General features: G+C 47.0%; 17 protein-coding genes. 8 read left to right on the forward strand and 9 right to left on the reverse strand.

What is annotated here, in order from left to right; translation table 11 throughout:
• Window positions 1–98 precede the first annotated feature (98 nt).
• Window positions 99–2,231 carry a PQQ-dependent dehydrogenase, methanol/ethanol family gene (locus tag ACMVP2_RS02585; protein WP_339786245.1) on the forward strand — a complete coding sequence of 711 codons (2,133 nt, stop codon included), beginning with the start codon at window positions 99–101 and terminating at the stop codon, window positions 2,229–2,231.
• A gap of 33 nt (window positions 2,232–2,264) precedes the next feature.
• Here the strand turns inward: ACMVP2_RS02585 and ACMVP2_RS02590 are convergent, their stop codons facing one another.
• Window positions 2,265–2,951 carry a class I SAM-dependent methyltransferase gene (locus tag ACMVP2_RS02590; protein ID WP_339786242.1) on the reverse strand — a complete coding sequence of 229 codons (687 nt, stop codon included), beginning with the start codon at window positions 2,949–2,951 and terminating at the stop codon, window positions 2,265–2,267.
• Between the two features lie 234 nt (window positions 2,952–3,185).
• On the opposite strand from ACMVP2_RS02590, the gene ACMVP2_RS02595 reads away from it, so the two are divergent.
• The 3 genes from ACMVP2_RS02595 to ACMVP2_RS02605 are packed head-to-tail and all read left to right on the forward strand — an operon-like array spanning window position 3,186 to window position 4,564.
• Entirely contained in the window at window positions 3,186–3,638 is a 453-nt protein-coding gene (locus ACMVP2_RS02595) for an AraC family transcriptional regulator (RefSeq protein WP_339786240.1), read from the forward strand.
• A 39-nt stretch (window positions 3,639–3,677) separates the two neighbouring features.
• Entirely contained in the window at window positions 3,678–4,106 is a 429-nt protein-coding gene (locus ACMVP2_RS02600; RefSeq protein WP_339786237.1) for a VOC family protein, read from the forward strand.
• A gap of 5 nt (window positions 4,107–4,111) precedes the next feature.
• A complete protein-coding gene (locus tag ACMVP2_RS02605; RefSeq protein ID WP_416866593.1) occupies window positions 4,112–4,564 on the forward strand; it encodes a DUF1569 domain-containing protein in 453 nt (150 codons plus the stop codon).
• A gap of 55 nt (window positions 4,565–4,619) precedes the next feature.
• Here ACMVP2_RS02605 and ACMVP2_RS02610 read toward each other — a convergent pair whose 3' ends face one another.
• The 7 genes from ACMVP2_RS02610 to ACMVP2_RS02640 all read right to left on the reverse strand — a co-directional run bounded on the left by ACMVP2_RS02610 (window position 4,620) and on the right by ACMVP2_RS02640 (window position 10,705).
• Complete coding sequence (locus tag ACMVP2_RS02610) at window positions 4,620–5,525, reverse strand: Nif3-like dinuclear metal center hexameric protein (protein ID WP_339786231.1); 906 nt, start codon at window positions 5,523–5,525, stop codon at window positions 4,620–4,622.
• A 239-nt stretch (window positions 5,526–5,764) separates the two neighbouring features.
• The gene (locus ACMVP2_RS02615; protein ID WP_416866594.1) at window positions 5,765–7,048 is read right to left on the reverse strand and encodes a Gfo/Idh/MocA family protein; all 1,284 of its coding nucleotides are present in this window, start codon (window positions 7,046–7,048) and stop codon (window positions 5,765–5,767) included.
• 144 nt (window positions 7,049–7,192) lie between these two features.
• Window positions 7,193–7,555 (reverse strand): four helix bundle protein, encoded by a 363-nt coding sequence (locus ACMVP2_RS02620; protein WP_339786224.1) that lies wholly within the window; start codon window positions 7,553–7,555, stop codon window positions 7,193–7,195.
• 118 nt (window positions 7,556–7,673) lie between these two features.
• Window positions 7,674–7,985 (reverse strand): L-rhamnose mutarotase, encoded by a 312-nt coding sequence (gene rhaM / locus ACMVP2_RS02625; RefSeq protein WP_339786221.1) that lies wholly within the window; start codon window positions 7,983–7,985, stop codon window positions 7,674–7,676.
• A 2-nt stretch (window positions 7,986–7,987) separates the two neighbouring features.
• A complete protein-coding gene (locus ACMVP2_RS02630) occupies window positions 7,988–8,842 on the reverse strand; it encodes an alpha/beta hydrolase (protein WP_339786219.1) in 855 nt (284 codons plus the stop codon).
• A 46-nt stretch (window positions 8,843–8,888) separates the two neighbouring features.
• Entirely contained in the window at window positions 8,889–9,614 is a 726-nt protein-coding gene (locus ACMVP2_RS02635) for a VIT1/CCC1 transporter family protein (RefSeq protein ID WP_416866595.1), read from the reverse strand.
• Window positions 9,611–10,705: an o-succinylbenzoate synthase gene (locus ACMVP2_RS02640; RefSeq protein WP_416866596.1), complete on the reverse strand. Its 1,095-nt coding sequence runs from the start codon at window positions 10,703–10,705 to the stop codon at window positions 9,611–9,613. Before ACMVP2_RS02640 ends, ACMVP2_RS02635 begins: the two co-directional genes overlap by 4 nt.
• Before the next feature lie 70 nt (window positions 10,706–10,775).
• On the opposite strand from ACMVP2_RS02640, the gene ACMVP2_RS02645 reads away from it, so the two are divergent.
• From ACMVP2_RS02645 to ACMVP2_RS02660, 4 genes are all read left to right on the forward strand, one after another.
• Entirely contained in the window at window positions 10,776–11,978 is a 1,203-nt protein-coding gene (locus ACMVP2_RS02645) for an S-adenosylmethionine:tRNA ribosyltransferase-isomerase (RefSeq protein ID WP_416866597.1), read from the forward strand.
• Between the two features lie 12 nt (window positions 11,979–11,990).
• Entirely contained in the window at window positions 11,991–12,896 is a 906-nt protein-coding gene (locus ACMVP2_RS02650) for a mechanosensitive ion channel family protein (RefSeq protein WP_416866598.1), read from the forward strand.
• Between the two features lie 7 nt (window positions 12,897–12,903).
• Window positions 12,904–13,404, forward strand: coding sequence for a hypothetical protein (locus ACMVP2_RS02655; RefSeq protein WP_339786203.1), 501 nt, complete (start codon window positions 12,904–12,906; stop codon window positions 13,402–13,404).
• 81 nt (window positions 13,405–13,485) lie between these two features.
• Window positions 13,486–15,099, forward strand: coding sequence for a mechanosensitive ion channel family protein (locus tag ACMVP2_RS02660; protein WP_416866599.1), 1,614 nt, complete (start codon window positions 13,486–13,488; stop codon window positions 15,097–15,099).
• 22 nt (window positions 15,100–15,121) lie between these two features.
• Here the strand turns inward: ACMVP2_RS02660 and ACMVP2_RS02665 are convergent, their stop codons facing one another.
• Entirely contained in the window at window positions 15,122–19,183 is a 4,062-nt protein-coding gene (locus ACMVP2_RS02665) for a T9SS type A sorting domain-containing protein (protein WP_416866600.1), read from the reverse strand.
• Between the last annotated feature and the right edge of the window lie 66 nt (window positions 19,184–19,249).

Raw genomic sequence — 19,249 nt, forward strand, 5'->3', positions numbered from 1 at the left:
GGGGGAAAAATAGCTATTAAAGATAGCTATTCCTATCTTCACGAATACCAGCTTTTTTATTGTACCTTTTTTAGACTGCTTCCTTAACCAACCCAACCATGAAATTGTCATTTTCTAGCTGGCAATCGTCCGTTGCTTCGTCAATATTATTAATCACCATTATATTCTGTCAATGTAGCCAAAAAGCCGGGCCAGGTTCGGAGGCCCATATTCGGAACGTCACTTCCGCCATTGACGACAAGTACCTGACGAAAGCAGATGCCAGCCCCGGCAACTGGGTAACTTATGGCAAAAACTATGCTGAAGACCGATTTAGCCCCCTCAACCAAATCAATAAAGAAAATGTTGGGCGACTTGGCCTTGCCTGGTCACTGAACCTTGGCACCACCCGTGGTATCGAAGCTACGCCACTTGTAGTCGACGGAGTGATGTTCCTGACTGGTCCCTGGAGTGTGGTATATGCCGTGGATGTGAGAACGGGTAAAAAAATCTGGACTTACGACCCTGAAGTGCCTCGCAGTACAGGGGAAAAAGGCTGTTGTGATGTAGTAAACCGGGGGTTGGCCATGTACAAAGGAAGTTTGTTTGTCGGTACCTTCGATGGCCGGTTAATCTCGATTGATGCCGCTACCGGCAAGCCACGTTGGGAGAAGCTTACTGTGGACACCACTAAATACTACACCATCACTGGTGCACCCAGAGTAGTAAAAGGCAAGGTGATTATTGGTAATGGCGGTGCTGAGTACGGCGTCCGAGGCTATATTACGGCTTATGACGCCCTAACGGGCGAACAGGCCTGGAGATTTTATACCGTTCCAGGTGATCCATCAAAGCCTTTTGAGTCGAAAGCCATGGAAATGGCAGCTAAAACCTGGTCAGGTGAGTGGTGGAAATATGGAGGCGGCGGCACCGCCTGGGAGGCCATGGCCTTCGACCCCGAATTGAACTTGTTTTATCTCGGCACGGGCAATGGTTCACCCTGGGATTGGTTTCACCGAAGCAATGGTGAAGGTGACAACCTCTTTTTGTCGTCGATTGTGGCGATCAATCCTGACAATGGGGAGTATGTATGGCATTACCAAACTACGCCAGGTGATACCTGGGACTACACTGCTACCCAGCAGCTGATTCTTGCCGATTTGGAAATAGAAGGTCAAAACAGAAAGGTGGTGATGCAGGCTCCAAAAAATGGCTTTTTCTACGTCCTTGACAGAATCACCGGAGAGCTGCTATCTGCAGAACCTTACACCTACATGAACTGGGCCACACATGTCGACAAAACCACCGGCCGCCCTGTAGAAACTGACTTTAGCAGGTACAAGGAAAAAAACACGGTCATTTCACCGGGGCCCAATGGCGGTCACAACTGGCACCCGATGGCATACAATGCTACGACTGGCCTGGTGTATATTCCAGCTCATATCAATAATCACTTTTATGGCCACGACTCCAACGGAGCCACAGGCACAAAACTGATTTCCACATTTGTCGATGGCCTGGACATACGATTTGATCCTTCTTCGCCGGAAAATATGCATACAGGACATTTGCTGGCCTGGAACCCACGTACTCAAAAAATAGCCTGGGTTGTGAAATATGAAGGAACCAATCCGTTCCAGGGTCCGGTTAATGGTGGGGTGGTGACCACTGGCGGTGGTCTTGTGTTTCAGGGCACGGGCGATGGCAGATTATTTGCCTATGATGCAGCAGATGGAACTCAGCTTTGGGAGCATGAATTGGGAGGCGGCGCCGTGGCTCCACCCATTACTTACCTCGTAGACGGAGTGCAATATGTATCTATCGCTGTAGGTTGGGGTGGTGGGCCTCCCGCACTCTGGAACAGGTTTACCGATGATATATACCCAGGTACTATATTCAGCTTTGCGCTGGATTCAATTCAGTCTTTCCAAGCTAAAGGAGTTGGCAGAAGAACCGAGCTAATTGATCTGGAAGTAACCGCAACTGCCGACCAAATCAAACGAGGGCAGCAAATATACGGCGCCAACTGTCTGGGTTGCCATGGCCCCATGGGAACAAAAGGGGGATCCATTCCCAGCCTGGTATATTCAGCAGAAGGCACCTTTGGTATCATTGAAGATATTGTATTGAAAGGCATTTTCTTACCGAAGGGCATGCCTGATTTTAGTGGGAGATTAAGTGCGGAGGACGTGAGTCATATTAAAAACTACCTACTGAGTTCTGCTAAAGTGATGAAGGAACAAGGAAATTGAGAGACGTTAAGGTGACGATCATACTGTACGGGATTATCGCTTCGTAATCCTCGCCAGGTACTGATCGCTTTCGTCAGTATGCAGTATTTCTACTGTCAAACCCATTTCGGCAATAAGCCCGGCAAGAGTGTCCTGGTCTACATACACCCAGTCGAACCAGTCGCCCTTCTCGTCTTTGTATTCGTACTGAAAGCTAATCTCACCATAGTAACCCACCGGCTTGGGAATGCTCAATTCGTAGAGGTAGCTTATATCTGAAGAGTCGACCAGGATTTGCCCGCCTTTCCTCAGCAGCTTCATGCACTGCTCCAGTAGTGGCTTCACGCCCGCCAGCTTGCCTGCCAGGCCCAATCCGTTCATAAGCATCAACACGGTATCGTACTTTCCTTTGTGGGTGCGGTAGTCCTCGCTGATTACCTGCCCAACTCCCGATTGCTTCATCACCTCCACACACCCCGGTGAATTCTCCAGGGCGTAAACATCAAACCCACGTGAGGCCAGAATAAGAGAATGCACGCCGGCACCAGCACCCAAATCGAGTACTTTACCTTTGCACTCAATCAAGGCAAGCAGGTCGAGCACGCTCAGGTCTTCCTCTTCCCTGAAGAAAACCTCCACAGGCATCTCTTCCGAGCTCCCGTAGGAAGTGTGCAGCATTAGCGGGCTGTATGCTTTGCCCTGGTAGTAGTCAACGATGGCCTGGCCGTGGGTGTCTTTCAATGGGTAAGGGATAATTGGAGGGCAAATATTGTATGAAAAAATGCATATTCGAAAAAACTCTCCAAGAATAGCCCACGGCCTTCTTCTATTTGTCCACTTACACGGCACTTGACATCTACCTAAGCCGCACGCTCATACCAATTCCGGAGGGAAATGGGGTAAAATTCCTCTTTTCCGCCCTATCGTTTGTTACATCTACCACCAACCGTTACTTTAACCATCGAAAACCCAGCGATGACAACAGAACAATATCCGGGAGTGCATATGTATCGTCGTGTGGTACGAGCCAAGCTATTCATTGACAACAACTACCACGATCCAATCAATGTGGACAACATTGCCGATGAGGCTTATTTCTCCAAGTTTCATTTCATCAGGCTTTTCAAGAGCGTCTATGGCAAAACACCCAACCGGTACCTGATGGCGGTGCGAATAGAAAAAGCAAAGGAGTTTTTACAATCCGACAAATCGGTATCGGAGGCATGTTCGTCGGTTGGATTCGAAAGTCTCAGCTCTTTCAGCGGGTTGTTCAAAAAAATGACTGGGTCCACACCCTCTGTCTTTTTGAAACAGCATCAAGAGGCAAAAAAAGCCAGAAAAAAGGCACCTTTAAAGTTTGTGCCAGGATGCTTTATTTCCAACAACGGTTGGGATGAGAATAGCAATTTTCGAGAAATGACTGACTGATTTATTACCTTATTTTGCGTCAACATCAACACGCAAAGTATGATCACGAGACTTTCTCATACCACCATCTTTGTCCGCAACCAGGACAGCGCTTACGATTTCTACACCAACAAACTCGGCTTTAAAGTAGTGGATGACATGCCCATGGGAAAGGACACCCGCTGGCTCACAGTGTCGCCACCTGACCAGCCCAACCTGGAAATTGTCCTTTTCCCCATTACTGTAGGGAAAATGTATCCGGAGGAAACCGCTAAAGTTATGCTGGAGCTTTTGCAAAAAGGCAAGCTGGCCAATGGCGTGTTTGAATGCAACGACATTTACGCCACCTACGAAGAGCTCAAATCCAAAGGAGTGGAGTTTCTGAAAGCGCCAACCGAGGAGTTTTATGGCGTTGAAGCACAGTTCAAAGATGACTCGGGCAACTGGTTCTCGTTGCAACCAAAGAGCAACTTCACTAAAACCGAATAGCGGATATGAAGACTGTATTTGACGAAAACGTAAGAGCGGAGTTAATCGGCAGGGTTAACACAATTACCGACTCAAATGTGGCTCAGTGGGGTAAAATGAATGTATTTCAAATGTTGAAACATTCTACGAAGTGGGCCGAGTGGGTACTTGGCACTCACAAGCCGGTTTATAAGCAGGAGCTACTGGGGCGAATCTTTGGTAAAATGGCGCTACGCAGCAATGTAAAAGACGACCAGCCAATGAAGAAAAACATACCGGCAGGTCGGGATTTTGTGATAAAAGACAAAACCGGAGACGTGGAGCTTCAAAAAAAGGCCTGGGTAGAACGAATTGCTGAATACGAGCATTTTGACAACCCTGCTTTTATCCACGATTTCTTTGGGGAAATGACAAGAGAGCAAATTGGCATTTTTGCCTACAAGCACTCCGACCACCACTTACGCCAGTTTGGAGCATAAGCAAGAGCGGGGTAGTCAGGGCTTAGCCCAGGGCAACTTTCTGATTCTTTTCACGCTAAACCGTCTGAAAAGAATCACCGGCCACCACATGGGTTGTCTTCAGTCCGGGAAACTTCTTGTTCATCCAGCCGACCAGGTATTTCATGCCGGGCTCTTCGCTGCGCTGATGACCTAAAATGATAAGGGCCTTGCGGATGCCTGCTGTTTGAGCATCCCTCACATACTCTGCTGTTTCCCATTCGTTGATCTCTCCCACCACCAGCAGCTCGATGTCTTCTTTGCTCAGCATGTTGATTTGGCTGGTGCCGCCTGAAGCCCCGAGCCGTAGGCCTACCTTGCTCACTTTCATAGCGGCATCCCCAACGATAAACGGCCGCTTCAAATCCAGTTTTTTCTTTAGCTCCAAAGCGATGTCTTTCACAGACGCACTTGGTAAAGTCAACAGATTGGACTTTTCACTGTCCTTACTCTGGTATTTCTTCCAGCCGGTTTCTTCAAGGAAACCTTCGGTGATGCCATCGGGTCGGTGGCGGTGCCAGTAGTCGTGGAAGCGCCACACCACTATGCCATTATCAGCAATCAGCTTCTTCTTGTATTGATACACCGGGTCATTCTCCAGCCAGTCGGTATTGTCGAGGTGGTTGTAGAAGGTAGGCTCGTGACTGATGATGAAGTTGGCACCCAGGCTGGCTGCCTTTTTGATCACTTCGGCATTGTCCATGAAAGTGGTGACCACTCCTGTGCACTTTTGGGAGCCGTCACCTTGCTTAATCGTATCCACCGTTTGATCCAACTTTCCACCGGGGATGGTGGCAATGATCTGGTCGATCACCTGCTGGATGGTGAGGTCTCCCTGCACGGGCGTTGGGTTGGCCCAAGCCGAGAAAACGCCGGAGCCCAGCACAGTAGCTCCTGCAACGGAGGCGGTGGTATTTTTGAGAAAGGTTCTTCTGGTGTTCATGATAAGTTCTTATTTCAATTGATGATAGTTAAAAAAATGGGTTGCCCAACGCTCCCAAATAATCGGTAATTGCGAGCGAATAAACTGATCTTCCTCTTATGAAGAAATGCATATGAGCGTGGCAATCTGTTTAAATTTACCAGGTACTAATGAAAAGATTGCCACACTCGCTAGGTGTATATTGACTTAGAAAACGAATGGATTGCTCATTCGCAATTACCGACATTTTGTGATCTCGTTTACTTTATAAAATTCCACTCTTTCCTATACTCTCTCGATAAATAGCCGTTGGCTTCGGCGTCGCCTATGAATTGCTCTTTTTTAGCATTCCACTGTAGCGGCCTTCCCAGCCTGTAGCTGATCAGGGCCAGGTGCATGGGCAACGTCATGGCCCTGGCATATTCCAGGTTAGACTCCGGCTGCGTGCGTGCCTTTACAGCGTCGACAAAGTTTTGCTGATGGCCAGGGGAGCGCACAATGGTTTTGGGCACCTCCGGAATGTCCTTTACTGTTTCACCATTGATGGTCACTTCCATCGACCCATAATCGCAAATCAGCGAGCCCTTGCTTCCCTCAAAGTAAGCACCGATGCCTCTGTCTTTGGCTCCCGGTACATTAGGTGGCTCGGTGGTCCAGTATAGCTTCAGCCCATCAAACTGCATTTCAGCATCCAGCCACTTGGGAGCATCAGCAATGCCTTGCGGCTTTTCGCCTTTGGCAGCTACAGAGGTCAGTCCTTTTGGCTCAATCGACCACCAGACAATGTCGGCAATATGACACCAGAAATCTGCAAAAACCCCACCTGAGTAGTCAAGGAAGTACCTGTAAGTGAAATGAGTTCTTTCTTTGATATAGGGCACTTTGGGTGCCGGGCCAAGCCACATGTCGTAGTTGAAAGTGCTCGGAGGAGTGGAAGGGCTGGGATTACCCAGGTCTGGTGCCCCACCTGTTTTCCACAGGCGAACAGTATGCACATCGCCAATAGCGCCAGATTTTATAATCTCTGCCACCCGATGGTAGTTGTCGCCTGCATGTATCTGCGTGCCTAGCTGGAATATTTTCTTTTCTTTCTTCAGCGTTTTCAGCATGATCTGCCCCTCGGCGATATCATAGGACAATGGCTTTTCGCCATACACATCTTTACCAGCCTGGAAAGCCATCGTAGCAATTTGTGCATGCCAATGGTCGGGCGTAGCCACGGTGATGGCGTCTATTTCTTTATCGTCGAGAATCTTGCGGAAGTCACCATACAATTTGGCCTTAGTATTTGGCACCAGGCCTTGCAAAGTTTTGAAAGTAGTGTTGAGATGGTCTGAATCTACGTCGCACAGGGCCACGATGTCTACATCCGGCAGCTTGGCAAACCAGTTCATGTGGTTGTTGCCCATGCCGCCCAAGCCGATATGGGCCACCCGCAATTTATCGCTTGGAGCTGCTTTAGAAATGAGGTTGGGCAGAATAGTCAGGCCAAGAGCTCCAGCAGCGGATTTGGCGAGAAAGGATCGTCTGTTAAGTGGGTTCATGTGGGGTGTGTTTGGGTGTATCGTAAGGTAGTGATAGAAGACCGAAGACGGAAGACCGGAGACGGGAGTGGCTACATTATTTGACAGATAGGTTGAAAGACGGAAGACCGGAGACGGGGGTGGCTACATGACATCTAACTGTCTTTATTTTACTTTTGACTTAAAAGCAATCATCATATTCATAAGATTGAAGGAGAAATCATAAAGAACGTTAAACTCGTTGTGCGAGATGTAGTTTCTTCTTTTAGCCTTATGAAGACAGGTGATCACCTCAGCAAGAGATCGAATGGAATAGCCTGTAAACTTCTTTACCTCCAAATTTGACTGGCCAATTGATCCTTCAGCGATATTCAAAGCAATGGAATCGCTGGCCCTTCTTATTTGAGAGCTAAGATTATACAGTTCATCTTTTGGAAACCGCAGAGTGATTTTATAGATGTCTTCTCCAAAATCCATCGCCTTTTGCCAGATAATCAGCTTCTCAAATTTGAATCGAGCTTCTTCCATTTTAGCTTAAATGAGTTCACATAAATTTCTTTCTCTGTCTGTTTCTTGTCTTCTGTCTCTCTGCCACGAACCTTCGGTCTCCCATCTTCCGTCTCCGGTCTTCCGTCTTCCTTACTCCTCACTCCATATAGAAAACTTCTGCGAGCCCCACCGACACCGGCGAATGATCCTCATTCGTTTCCATAATATCTGCCATGTAGGCCCACCACTTCTGCACGATAGGGTTTTGCCCCAGATTCTGCGATCCACCAGCGCCGCTTACACTTTGCACGGCAAACAATGTATTGGATTCTTCATCAAGAAAAATGGAATAGTCTGAAACGCCTGAATCGCTTAGCAACTGTTTCAGCTCAGGCCAGATCTCGTCGTGTCGCTTTTTGTATTCAGCCGCAAACCCCGGCTTCAGCTTCATTTTGAATGCTCTCTTCATCTTCACTTCCCGTTCAAATAGCCCATGTCCATCAGCCAGTCTGCCATGCGCTGCGGCCAGCCCCTCAAGCTGACAAACTCCGACCGGTATCCCATATTGAAGGCGTGTGCCCCCTTCGCATACACATGTGCCTCAACGGGCCGCTTGGCCTGACGGTATTTGAGCAGCAGGCTCATGACAGGCTCGGAGCAGCAGTCGTCGTTCGTTGCCACCACCATAAAAACCGGCGGTGCATCGGCAGGTACTTTTTCCGGAATACCCAGGGGACCAGGATACACCAGCATTTGAAAATCGGGCTTGCCATTTACCTTGTCGACAGGATCCTTCGCATTGGCGTCACCTTTGCCGTCTCCGTAAGCCACCCACGAAACTACCTCACCACCGGCGGAAAAGCCCATGATTCCAATGCGGGCCGGGTTAATTCCAAACTCTTTCGCATTGCTCCTGATCGTTCGCACCGCCCGGTAAGCATCCTCTTTGGCTTCTTTCCCCACTGTATAGGGCGAATTCTCTTCTCTGGCCAGTCGATATTTCAGCACAAAGGCAGTAATGCCCAACGAATTGAGAAAGTCCGCTGCCTCTTTCCCCTCTCCATTGTACACAAGGGTTCGGTGTCCCCCACCAGGGCAAATGAGCACAGCCGTACCGTTGGCTTTATCCCTGGGTGGATAGTAAACGGTAATGGAAGGATTGTGTACATTCTTGACCCACCAGTCCTTAGCCTCCTCTGGCTGGTCTTTCAGGTTTTCGAAACCGGGTGCGCCATCAGGCCACAGGTACATTTGCTTGCCCGATTCCTGGGCAAAAACTACGAGGCCGGTGAGCACCAGGCCCAGCAGAACAGACATTCTTTTCATTTTAAGTAGGTTTTAAAAAGGTAAAAAACTCAGTAATCTCTTCAGTTTACAAAATCCATTTGGCTAGCACTTCCCCCACAAAATAGGCAAAAGCTGCTGCCAGTCCACCCAGCGCCAAAGTCTGGATGATGCTTTTCATTTTATTGATATTAGTAACTACTCCCCTCAGGTAACCGACGAGAATAAGCGACAGACCAGTACCCACGCATGAGATAGGGAAAAGCGCTGAAGGGTTAACATCTGTGAACATGGCGATTACATACACCACCAGGGGAATAAAACCCACTATGTTAAAACTAATAAAGGTAGCGATGGCGGTACTCAATGGTGACTTGCTTTCCCGAGTCATCTCGAGTTCTTCCTTCATCATCGTATCCACCCACACCTTTTTGTCTGAGATAATTGTGTGCACTACATCGTCCAGCAATTTCCCTTTAAAACCCTTGGCCTCATATATTTCCCTGACTTCCTCAATTTCCTTTTCCCTCAGGTGCTCAATCTCCCAATACTCAACCGCCTCATGCTTGTCGTAATTATCCAGGGCCGCTTTGCTCGAAAAATAATTACCCACGGACATGGAAAAACCATCTGCTATGAGGTTGGCAAAGCCGAAGATCAGCACCCACCGGATGTCAGCGTTGGCCCCGGCGGCCCCAGCCACTACGGCAAAAGTGGTGATGGAACCGTCGATCCCACCATATACAAATTCTGCAATGTACTCCTTGTCGAAAAAGAGCCATTTACCCTCTTTATGTAATTTAGCTTCGTTCATTTATCAAAGATTAGCTGGCGAAAATCCCACACATTTGCCTGACTTGAATTTAAAAAACCATGACTGATAAATAAGGGCGAAGTAAAATTATTATTGTAGAGCTGGCCTGTGCCCAAACCCTGAGGCATATCAATTGGGAATTCTGCCGTAAACTGGGCGATAGCATTCAAACCTATATTTGATTCCAGTGCCGATGTCATCCACCAGCCTACATTTCTCTTTTCTGCCAGGTCTATCCATTCCCTGGTTGCCATAAAGCCGCCGAGCAGTGAAGGCTTCAGCACAATAAATTGCGGCTTAATAAAATCAAGCAATTCCGCTTTCATGGCCTTTTGCTCCACCCCAATCAGCTCTTCATCGAGGGCGATGGGCACCGGCGAACGGCTGCACAACACATGATAGGCCTCCCACTGCCCTGCCTGCACGGGCTGTTCAATAGAATGAAGCTGATACTGGCTGAGTTTCTCAAGCTTTACAAGCGCCTCGGCCGGCTTAAAAGCCCCATTAGCATCCACCCGGAGGGTGATATCGGCTGCCCCAAACTCTTTTCGAATGCCCTCCAGAATCTCGCATTCCGTTTCAAAATCAATGGCGCCTATTTTCAACTTCAAGCAGGTGTATCCTGCATCAAGCTTCTCTTTGATCTGCTTGAGCATGAAAACTTTGTCCCCCATCCAGATAAGCCCGTTGATCGGGATAGGCAAACTGCCGGTAGTGAACGAGTTTTTGAATATAATGCCCGACCCGCCATTCATAAAGTCCAAAAGGGCTGTCTCCAGAGCAAATCTGAGCGACGGGTAGCCTGACGGCACCAACTGATGTGCAAGGTGGAATGCATCCTCCACGGTACCAGGAGCTCTTACAGGCAGAATGTCGCTCTGGAGAGTTTTGATAACGTCTGGCAGGTCATCTATGTCCTCCATGCTAAGTCCCTTCAAAGGCCCGGCTTCTCCAAGCCCAAACATTTTTGGATCCGAGGGATCATACAATTTCAGGAGTATACCGGGCTTTTCCTTTAACACCCCCCGTGAGGTGCCTGCATCGAATGTAAACTGAAGTGTGTGGGTAGTAAAATCTAGTTTTAAAGGCATGCGGGTTGATTATGTAGCTTTTTGTTACAGACTATGGCCATATTTGGTCTATTTTTGCCAAAAAAGGTCAATGCCTCGTCAAATTAACGTTTCCGAATATACTTATGATCTACCAGACGAAAGAATAGCCAAATTTCCTCTGGAAGACAGATCGGCATCAAAGCTACTTTTTTACAACAAAGCCACCATTGAACACCTGCGGTTTAGCAGTGTCCCGGGCCTGCTTCCTGAAAACACTTCACTCTATTTCAACAACACGAAAGTTATTCCTGCCCGGCTTGCCTTTCAGAAGTCTTCAGGGGCGTTGATCGAAATCTTTTTGCTTCAACCAGTTTTACCATCACCAGTTATTTCCGTTGCCATGGAGGCGAGGAGCCCTGTGGTTTGGAAATGCATGATCGGCAATGCCAAACGCTGGAAAGAAGGCGTCCTTGAAAGAAACATCGAACTCGAAGGAGCCACGGTGAAAGTTGAGGTAAAACGGCTGGGCGCCGACGAAGTGCAACTTAGCTGGGATAAATCCACTGCACGTTTTGTAGACGTGGTAGATGCTATCGGCAAAACTCCACTGCCGCCGTATCTGCATCGTGAGGCAATAGAGAACGACAAAAAAACATACCAAACTGTTTATAGCGAGAAAGAAGGCGCAGTAGCGGCTCCAACGGCGGGCCTTCATTTTACCGATGAAGTTTTACGACAACTACGTGATAAAGGAGTTACCACCAATTTCCTCACCCTTCATGTCAGTGCAGGCACCTTTCAGCCAATAAAAACAGCCACCGCCCAAGAGCATGTGATGCATTCCGAGCAAATCATTATCAAGCGGGAAAATCTGGAGCAGCTGCTGAAACCAGGGAGATTCAACGTGGCCGTCGGCACCACTTCCATGCGCACCCTCGAAAGCACCTATTGGTATGGAGTGATGCTGAAGCAAGACCCGGATGCTGCTTTCGAAATACCAAAGCTTTTTCCCTACGAGCAGGCAACAGCGATTCCTTCAATGAGCGAAAGCATGCAGGTGGTACAAAACAAAATGGACAAGCTGGGTGTTGATGAACTAGTAGGCACAACAGAAATATTTATTTTTCCTGGCTACCAATTTAGGGTGGTCAATGGGCTGATAACCAACTTCCATCAGCCTAACTCTACATTGATACTCCTCGTTGCGGCTTTTGTTGGCGATGACTGGCGCAAAGTATATGGTGAGGCACTGGCAAGCGACTACAGATTTCTCAGCTATGGCGATTCTTCTTTGTTAATTCCCGGGAAATAGACAATTTAAACCATGGAAAATGTTGGGGCAATAATCAAAGAGTGGTGGGCAAGCTTCAATGAGCTGCTCCAAACCCCGCTCTTCGAGTTTGGTGCAAGTAAAGTTGACCTTGGGTTGATTTTTTACCTTGTCGTCTCCATTGCTATACTGATAATCCTCAGCAAATGGCTAATGAGATTTGTGGTGGGCAAAGTGCTCAAAAACACCCACGTAGAGAAAGGTATGCTCCAATCCGTGGCCACGCTGGTCAGGTTCGGTATCCTGGTTGTCGGCTTTGTGATCATCTTCCAAACAGCCGGCATCGACCTCAGCGCCTTGAGCATCGTTGCGGGTGCCCTGGGTGTAGGTATAGGATTTGGCCTCCAAAATATAACCAACAATTTCATTTCCGGACTTATCATCCTTTTTGAGCGGCCGATTAAGGTAGGTGACCGCATCGAGGTCGGCAACATTAATGGTGATGTCATGAGCATCAACGCCCGGGCTACTACCATCATCACCAATGACAATATCTCGGTAATTGTTCCCAACTCAGAATTCATATCCGGCACGGTCATCAACTGGAGCCATTCCGACCGAAATGTGCGGTTTCTTTTCCCAGTTGGAGTCAGCTACAAAGAAGACCCGGAAAAGGTAAAAAAAATACTCCTTGATGTAGCCGAAAAAAATGAACATGTGCTTAAGACACCGCCACCAGTAGTGCTATTTGACGAGTTTGGAGACAGCTCTCTGAATTTTTACCTTGGCGTTTGGACATCCACCCATATTGAAAAGCCACGATTTCTAAAAAGTGAGTTGTACTTCGAAATATTTAAAAAATTTGCCGAACAAGGCGTGGAGATTCCCTTCCCTCAGAGAGATTTGCACATTAAAACTTCTCCGGTTACAGTGGAACAAATTCAATCCAAACTGAATTGACCTTATTATGACTCCACAACCCTTGAAATCGCAGGCCATCTTTGTTGGAAAAACTGTCGTTGCGCATCTGGTTTCCTACGCAATTGCCGCAACCGCTGGCTATTATTTTCTCCTTCGTGACCTCTACAACAACGAAGCCTCTCCACTAAGAGGTTACCTGGCTACTCCCGGCGAACCTGAAGAGTGGGCTTTGATAGGGCAAAAGCTGTTTCCCATCGAGTTGGTAAGGGGATTCCTCCTAGGCATTGTCTTTTTTTCCATCAGCAGAACGTTGCAGCGATGGGGTAAGAAAAGAAGGTTCATCGCTATCATTGGATTTTACTTTATTGTCGGATTCCTTGCCAGCCCGGGCATATCTCCGGGTGGTTTGGAAGGGATGCTTTATATGCAAAACCAATTTGCGCCACTGGTGCACGAGCGGTTTTTCTGGGTCACCTTTCTCCAGTCAGTGATTATGGCCCTCATTCTTAGCAACTGGATCAGAACCTCTTTGCCAGAAGAGAACTAACAAATGCCTCAAATCGATATTTTCTAAGGCATTTTTTGTCACATTGTTTAATTTTGCCCATTCATTTCGAAACCAGGCATCATGCGGAAGCTTTTTCTTATAGTTCTCAGTGTTTTTCTTTACTCTTCAACAACGGCTCAATCGGCCGACACTCCAACCCCGGATTCAGTTTCTTTCAAGACACCCTATCAAAGCATCTACACTTTTCTACGCTATCTGCAGGAAGATTCTTACTTTCCGGAGCTAGCAGCAGGCATTGTAAAACAAACTCTTAGAGGCAGCGAAGAAGCCCAGGAAATCGTCGTGCAATTAAAGCAGGTGCTGGATGGCGAAGGGCATTTTATCTACCTCGAAGATTTACCTAACGACCCAGAGTACACAGACACGGTCTCCAGGCAAAAACGGTACGTGCTGGTGAAAGACTACCCAAATATTTACCTGGAAAAGTACAATGACAAGTGGTTACTATCCGAAAAATCGGTAAGAGAGATTGGAAAACTTCATGAAAAAGTCTTTCCATTTGGCACCGACAAGCTGCTGAACTTACTGCCCAAACTTGGCACAAAAAAATACCTGGGGCTGCATGTTTGGCAGCTTGTTGGCATTCTGGCGCTAACCCTCTTCTGTGTACTCATTCACAAGCTACTGACCTTTTTGTTTGAAAAAATAATCATGCAGGCCTTGCTTCGGGCGGGCTACGAAAGGCTGGCAGATGAGTATATTCTGCCCGTAGCCAGGCCGGTCAGTTTGTTTGTGGTGTTCCTGCTGCTATTCATTTTCATTCCTGTATTGCAGTTGCCACCAGGAACTATGCAGTATGTGGTAATGGGCGTAAAGGCTGCTCTACCATTTTTCGGCACGATGGTGTTCTACCACTTGGTGGAAATCCTTTGCGTGTACCTGCAGCGCCTGGCTTTAAAAACCAAAAGTACGCTGGACGATCAGCTGGTGCCTCTGGTAAGAAGGGCTTTAAAAATCTTTGTTGTGCTGGTTGGAGGCCTTTTCATCCTCGACAACCTCAACATACCCATACTCCCGCTGTTAACCGGCCTCTCCATTGGTGGATTGGCTTTTGCCTTGGCCGCACAAGACACCATCAAGAACCTGTTTGGCTCACTGATGATCTTTATCGACAAGCCCTTTCAGATAGGTGACTGGATTACCTCGGGCGACATCGATGGTTCAGTAGAAGAAGTGGGATTCCGGTCCACCAGGGTTCGTACCTTTCGTAATTCGTTGATGTATGTCCCAAATGGTAAGCTTGCTGATGCCATGATCGACAACCACGGGCTGAGAGTGTACAGACGTTACTTCACTAAACTTAGCATTACCTATGACACGCCGCCACAACTAATTGAAACATTTGTGGAAGGGCTGAAGGAAATAGTAAAGGCTCACCCAAACACACGAAAGGACTTCGTCGAAATCAGCTTCAATGAGTTCGGCCCTTCCAGTCTGAACATCATGTTCTATATGTTCTTTGAGGTGCCCACCTGGTCGGAAGAGCTACAGGGCCGCCATGAAATCAACCTGGAAATAATGAAGCTGGCAGAGCACCTGGGTATCAACTTCGCCTTCCCAACGCAAACGCTTCACATAGAAAACATGCCCGGCAAACCAAGCCTTTCCCCGACGTATGAAGTGGAAAAGGCGGGGGAGAAGATGCGGGGGTATTTTGGCTCACAAAAAAAATGAAAAATAGACTGCAGATAACTTATTATTCTTTAATGATTGATTCCTGATAGTAAATTTGATCATCCAGGACGATAATCAATTGGTATACGCCCTTGCGAAGCCTGTCTGTTGCCATTGTTAGCGTGTTCTGATTTTCAAACTTTCGATTTTGCACCAGCTTTCCCGCCATGTCATAAATACTTATTGAAAGCATAGAGTAATTGACATCAAGCGCCACATGAAGCAAGTTGCTAACCGGAATTGGAAATACCGAAATTTTGTCTTTTGCCAATCCAGAGAGAACAGAAGTCGCCTCAGCAAAAATGCATTCCGACATGGTCTCGCATTCGTTTTTGGTAATGCTGACTGCATATTCTCCCGTTTCACTGATCATCAACTGCTGCCCTACCCCACCGTCGATTTTCTCCAGTCCTCCGTCAATGCACTTAAACCACTGGTATTGTGCATTGGACTCTGTCGCTGTCAGCCTCTTTCCCGCTATGGTTATTTCGTTATTTAGCGATAGGATTTCGAGACTTAGATTGACCAAAGAATCGCAGCCCGACTGAGCTGTGAATAGCTCAGTGTAGCTGCCTTCCAGTTGTAAACTCTGCGATCCAAACGTGTACACCTCTCCATCGCAAATCGACATTTCCAGAGACTCCTCTATAGCGGGATTTACCACCAGTGTCACCACCACAGTACTATCACATCCATTGGCAGTTTTAAATAATTCGGAGTAACTACCTGACAACGAAAGAGTTTGAGACCCAAAGGAATACGTTTCTCCAGCACAAATGTTAGCTGAAACAATTTCGCCCACGTCGGGGATGACTTGCAAATTGAGTACAACAGTACTGTCGCAGCCATTTGCGGACTGAAACAGTTCTGTGTACTCCCCCGTTGTTGTGAGGTTTTGTGAGCCAAATGCAAAGTTTTCACCAGCACAAATGGAGGCTGATAGTGTTTCACTGAAAATTGGATTGACATTCAGGGTTAGTACAACTGTGCTGTCGCAGCCGCTGAGGGACTGAAACAGTTCAGAGTAGTCTCCCTGGCTATCGAGGCTTTGCGAGCCAAATACAAAAGTTTCACCCTGGCATATCGTCGCAGTCGTCGATTCCGAAAACCTTTGATTTACTTTTAAACTTAGCACAACAGTGCTATCACAGTTGCTGAGCGATTGAAAGAGTTCAGTGTATTCTCCAGTCGCAGTGAGGCTTTGCGAACCGAATAGATAAGTTTCACCTTCGCAAATGGTAGCAGTTGCTGTCTCCGTAAAAACCGGATTCACTTTCAGATTGAGAACAACTGTGCTGTCGCAACTGCTGGTTGATTGAAAAAGCTCGGTATACTCTCCTGTAGTGGTGAGGCTTTGGGTGCCAAATGTGTAAGTATCGCCTTCGCAAATGGAGGCGGTAGCCTGCTCATCAAAAATTGGGTTGATTTTAAGATTAAGTATGACCGTGCTATCACACCCGTATTGTGACTGAAACAGCTCCGTGAATTCACCGGCCGACGTTAGGCTCTGGCTACCAAACTCGAAGGTTTCCCCATTGCAAATAGCAACTGCCGCCGTTTCGTTGAATATTGGACGTACCATCAGGTTAACGGTGACCGTGCTGTCACAACCATGCGCAGTCTGAAAGAGCTCGGTGTACTCCCCGTCCATCGTTAGATTTTGTGAGCCGAACTCGAAAGTTTCACCATCACAAAGATTGACAGTTTCCTCTCTGACAAAAACAGGATTGATGGTTATGTGAAGCGTTAGGGTGCTATCACATCCGGCCTTATTAATAAGCATCTGCTCAAAATCTCCACTTTGAACAAAGGTCTCGCCGTTGATCGTGACACTTTCGCAAGCTTCCTCCGAGTGTTCGGCTGACGTTGGAAAACACACTTCATACCATCGTGGCATGAATACGTCGGCGGATAAAATATCAGGTGTACCGTCGCCGTTCACATCCACTATTTCCAGTTGGTTAGCAGAATTGCTTCCATCTGACTTGATGTCAAAGTGAGTAAAAACTTCTTCCCCATCGTTTAAATACACTTTGATTCCAGAAGAATAGGTGATAGCAAAGTCCATGTCACCGTCTCCATCGAGATCGTTAGCCTTTATCTCTTCACCTTGTAGTATTCCTTCATTAGGCAGCAGGATTTCGAGCCCGAAAGTCCCGGCGCCGTCCGTGTTCTCAAACCAGCTGGGCCTGCCTGTCAAAATATCAAGGTCTCCATCTCCATCTAAATCTGTTGCCGCTGCAGCCCGAAGCTGGTTCACAACTGAAACCGAATGTCTACTGCTTTCGGCAAAAACACCATCAGTGTTTTTAAAAACAACTACCTCATCTGTTCCGTCAGCGGTTGCCAGCACGTCTAAATCATCATCCCCATCCAGGTCTCCAAATGTGACCGACGACACGCTCTCGACATTTGTCGATAGTGACTTGTAACTGGCTATAGTGCCATCAGAGTCAATATTGTGAGCCCGAATGGCATTGAGGTAATACTGTGTAAACAGGATATTTGGCAGACCGTCGTCGTCCAGTTCTACTATATCAAATATATTGCTTGCATTACCTGGGCCAACCACAGAAAGCCCCCCTGAGCGATCAGAAATAATCAGGTCTTGAATTTCGAATTCGCCATTGCCTATGTTTTTGAGCCACCCGAGGTCAACAGAATTTATATAGACGATATCTTTTAATTCGTCCCCGTCTATGTCTACAAAACCAATATCGAGAATTCTGCTGATCGTATCATTTATAACAATTTGCTCTCCGTAAATTCCATCTCCCAGACCTTCGACCCAAGAAATATTCTGATCTTCGTATGAAGCCATCAAGATGTCGTTATTCCCATCATTATTCACATCTACGTGGAGCATCTGGGTCGTCTGATGAGATGTATTGGACAGGTAATCAGGTTCATCAAAAGTCCAATTATCCAAGTTTTTGTAGTGAACAACCTTCACCTGATTGGAAGTCAAAATTAAGTCATCTAACTCATCGTTATTGAAATCCATAGTGAGGATATTAGCATTAGTATGTGGTGCCACCCCAAAGGTTCTTTTCCTTGTGAACGTTTCATTTTGATTATTCTCAAAAACTGAAATCCTATTGTCAGTAAACCCGGATATTTCACCGGACTGTATAGCCGCCAGATCCACAAATTCGTCACCATTGAAATCACCAATGCTAATTGCACCCGTTCCAAAATTATTGATAATGATTTCAGAATAAGAAGCGTTAGCATTGTTTCGCAGCCACATGACACTCCCACTTGATCCTGTGCTTTGTCCGATTATCAAATCGATGTATGTATCATTGTTAAGGTCGGCTGTAGCAAATTCAACTTTCGATGATCCCTGAAAGGTGTAGGCGATGGTGTCAGGCTCGTCAAATCCTTCCAAATTTCCTGAGAAAAGCTGCACGTAAATTGACGAAGAAGAGTAGAGAACATCGATGAGGCCATCACCATTTAAGTCCTCCAGAATCATGTTAGACACATTTTGAACATTATTGATGATACCGCTGTTACCAGGGTTATTTACTAAGTCATAAATCGAATTAACGATAACCTCCTCATTAAAGAATCCCAAGCCATCGGTGTTTTTGATCCACATGCCGGGCCCCATGATGTCAAGGTCACCGTCGTCGTCGATATCACCTAACCTTGCCGTATTCCAATAACTGCTTCCCGCCTGCTCTTGGATAATATTTTCCGTGAAGTTTCCGGCTCCGTCATTTTCATACCACCTGAGCCCATTGCTCGCCATGTTGACAAAAATGTCCGTTTTGCCATCACCATTAATATCGCCATAGTCAATATCGACTGGTGTGTCAGGCAACGATGCGATGGTATTTGCATCAAGAAAGTTTCCCGCCCCGTCGTTTCTGAACAACAGCAGCCTTGGAGTTAGCACAGTCGTCTCATACACTATCAAATCCTTATCCCCATCCGCATCAACATCAAAGGAAATGGCCTCGTCCGGGTAGTAGACAAACTTGTTGGCATCAAGCAAATCGTGTGGCAGAAACTGTTGGGCGGAAGTTAAACTGTAGCGAAATAAGATCGTAAAGGCAAGTGTGATGAGCTTCTTCATAGGGCAGTGAATGGTGGTATACAAAGAAGGTTATCTCAACACACTCTGCCTATACTCTAAAAGGAG

It is taken from the genome of Imperialibacter sp. (assembly GCF_048007035.1).
Taxonomy (GTDB): Bacteria; Bacteroidota; Bacteroidia; order Cytophagales; family Cyclobacteriaceae; genus Imperialibacter.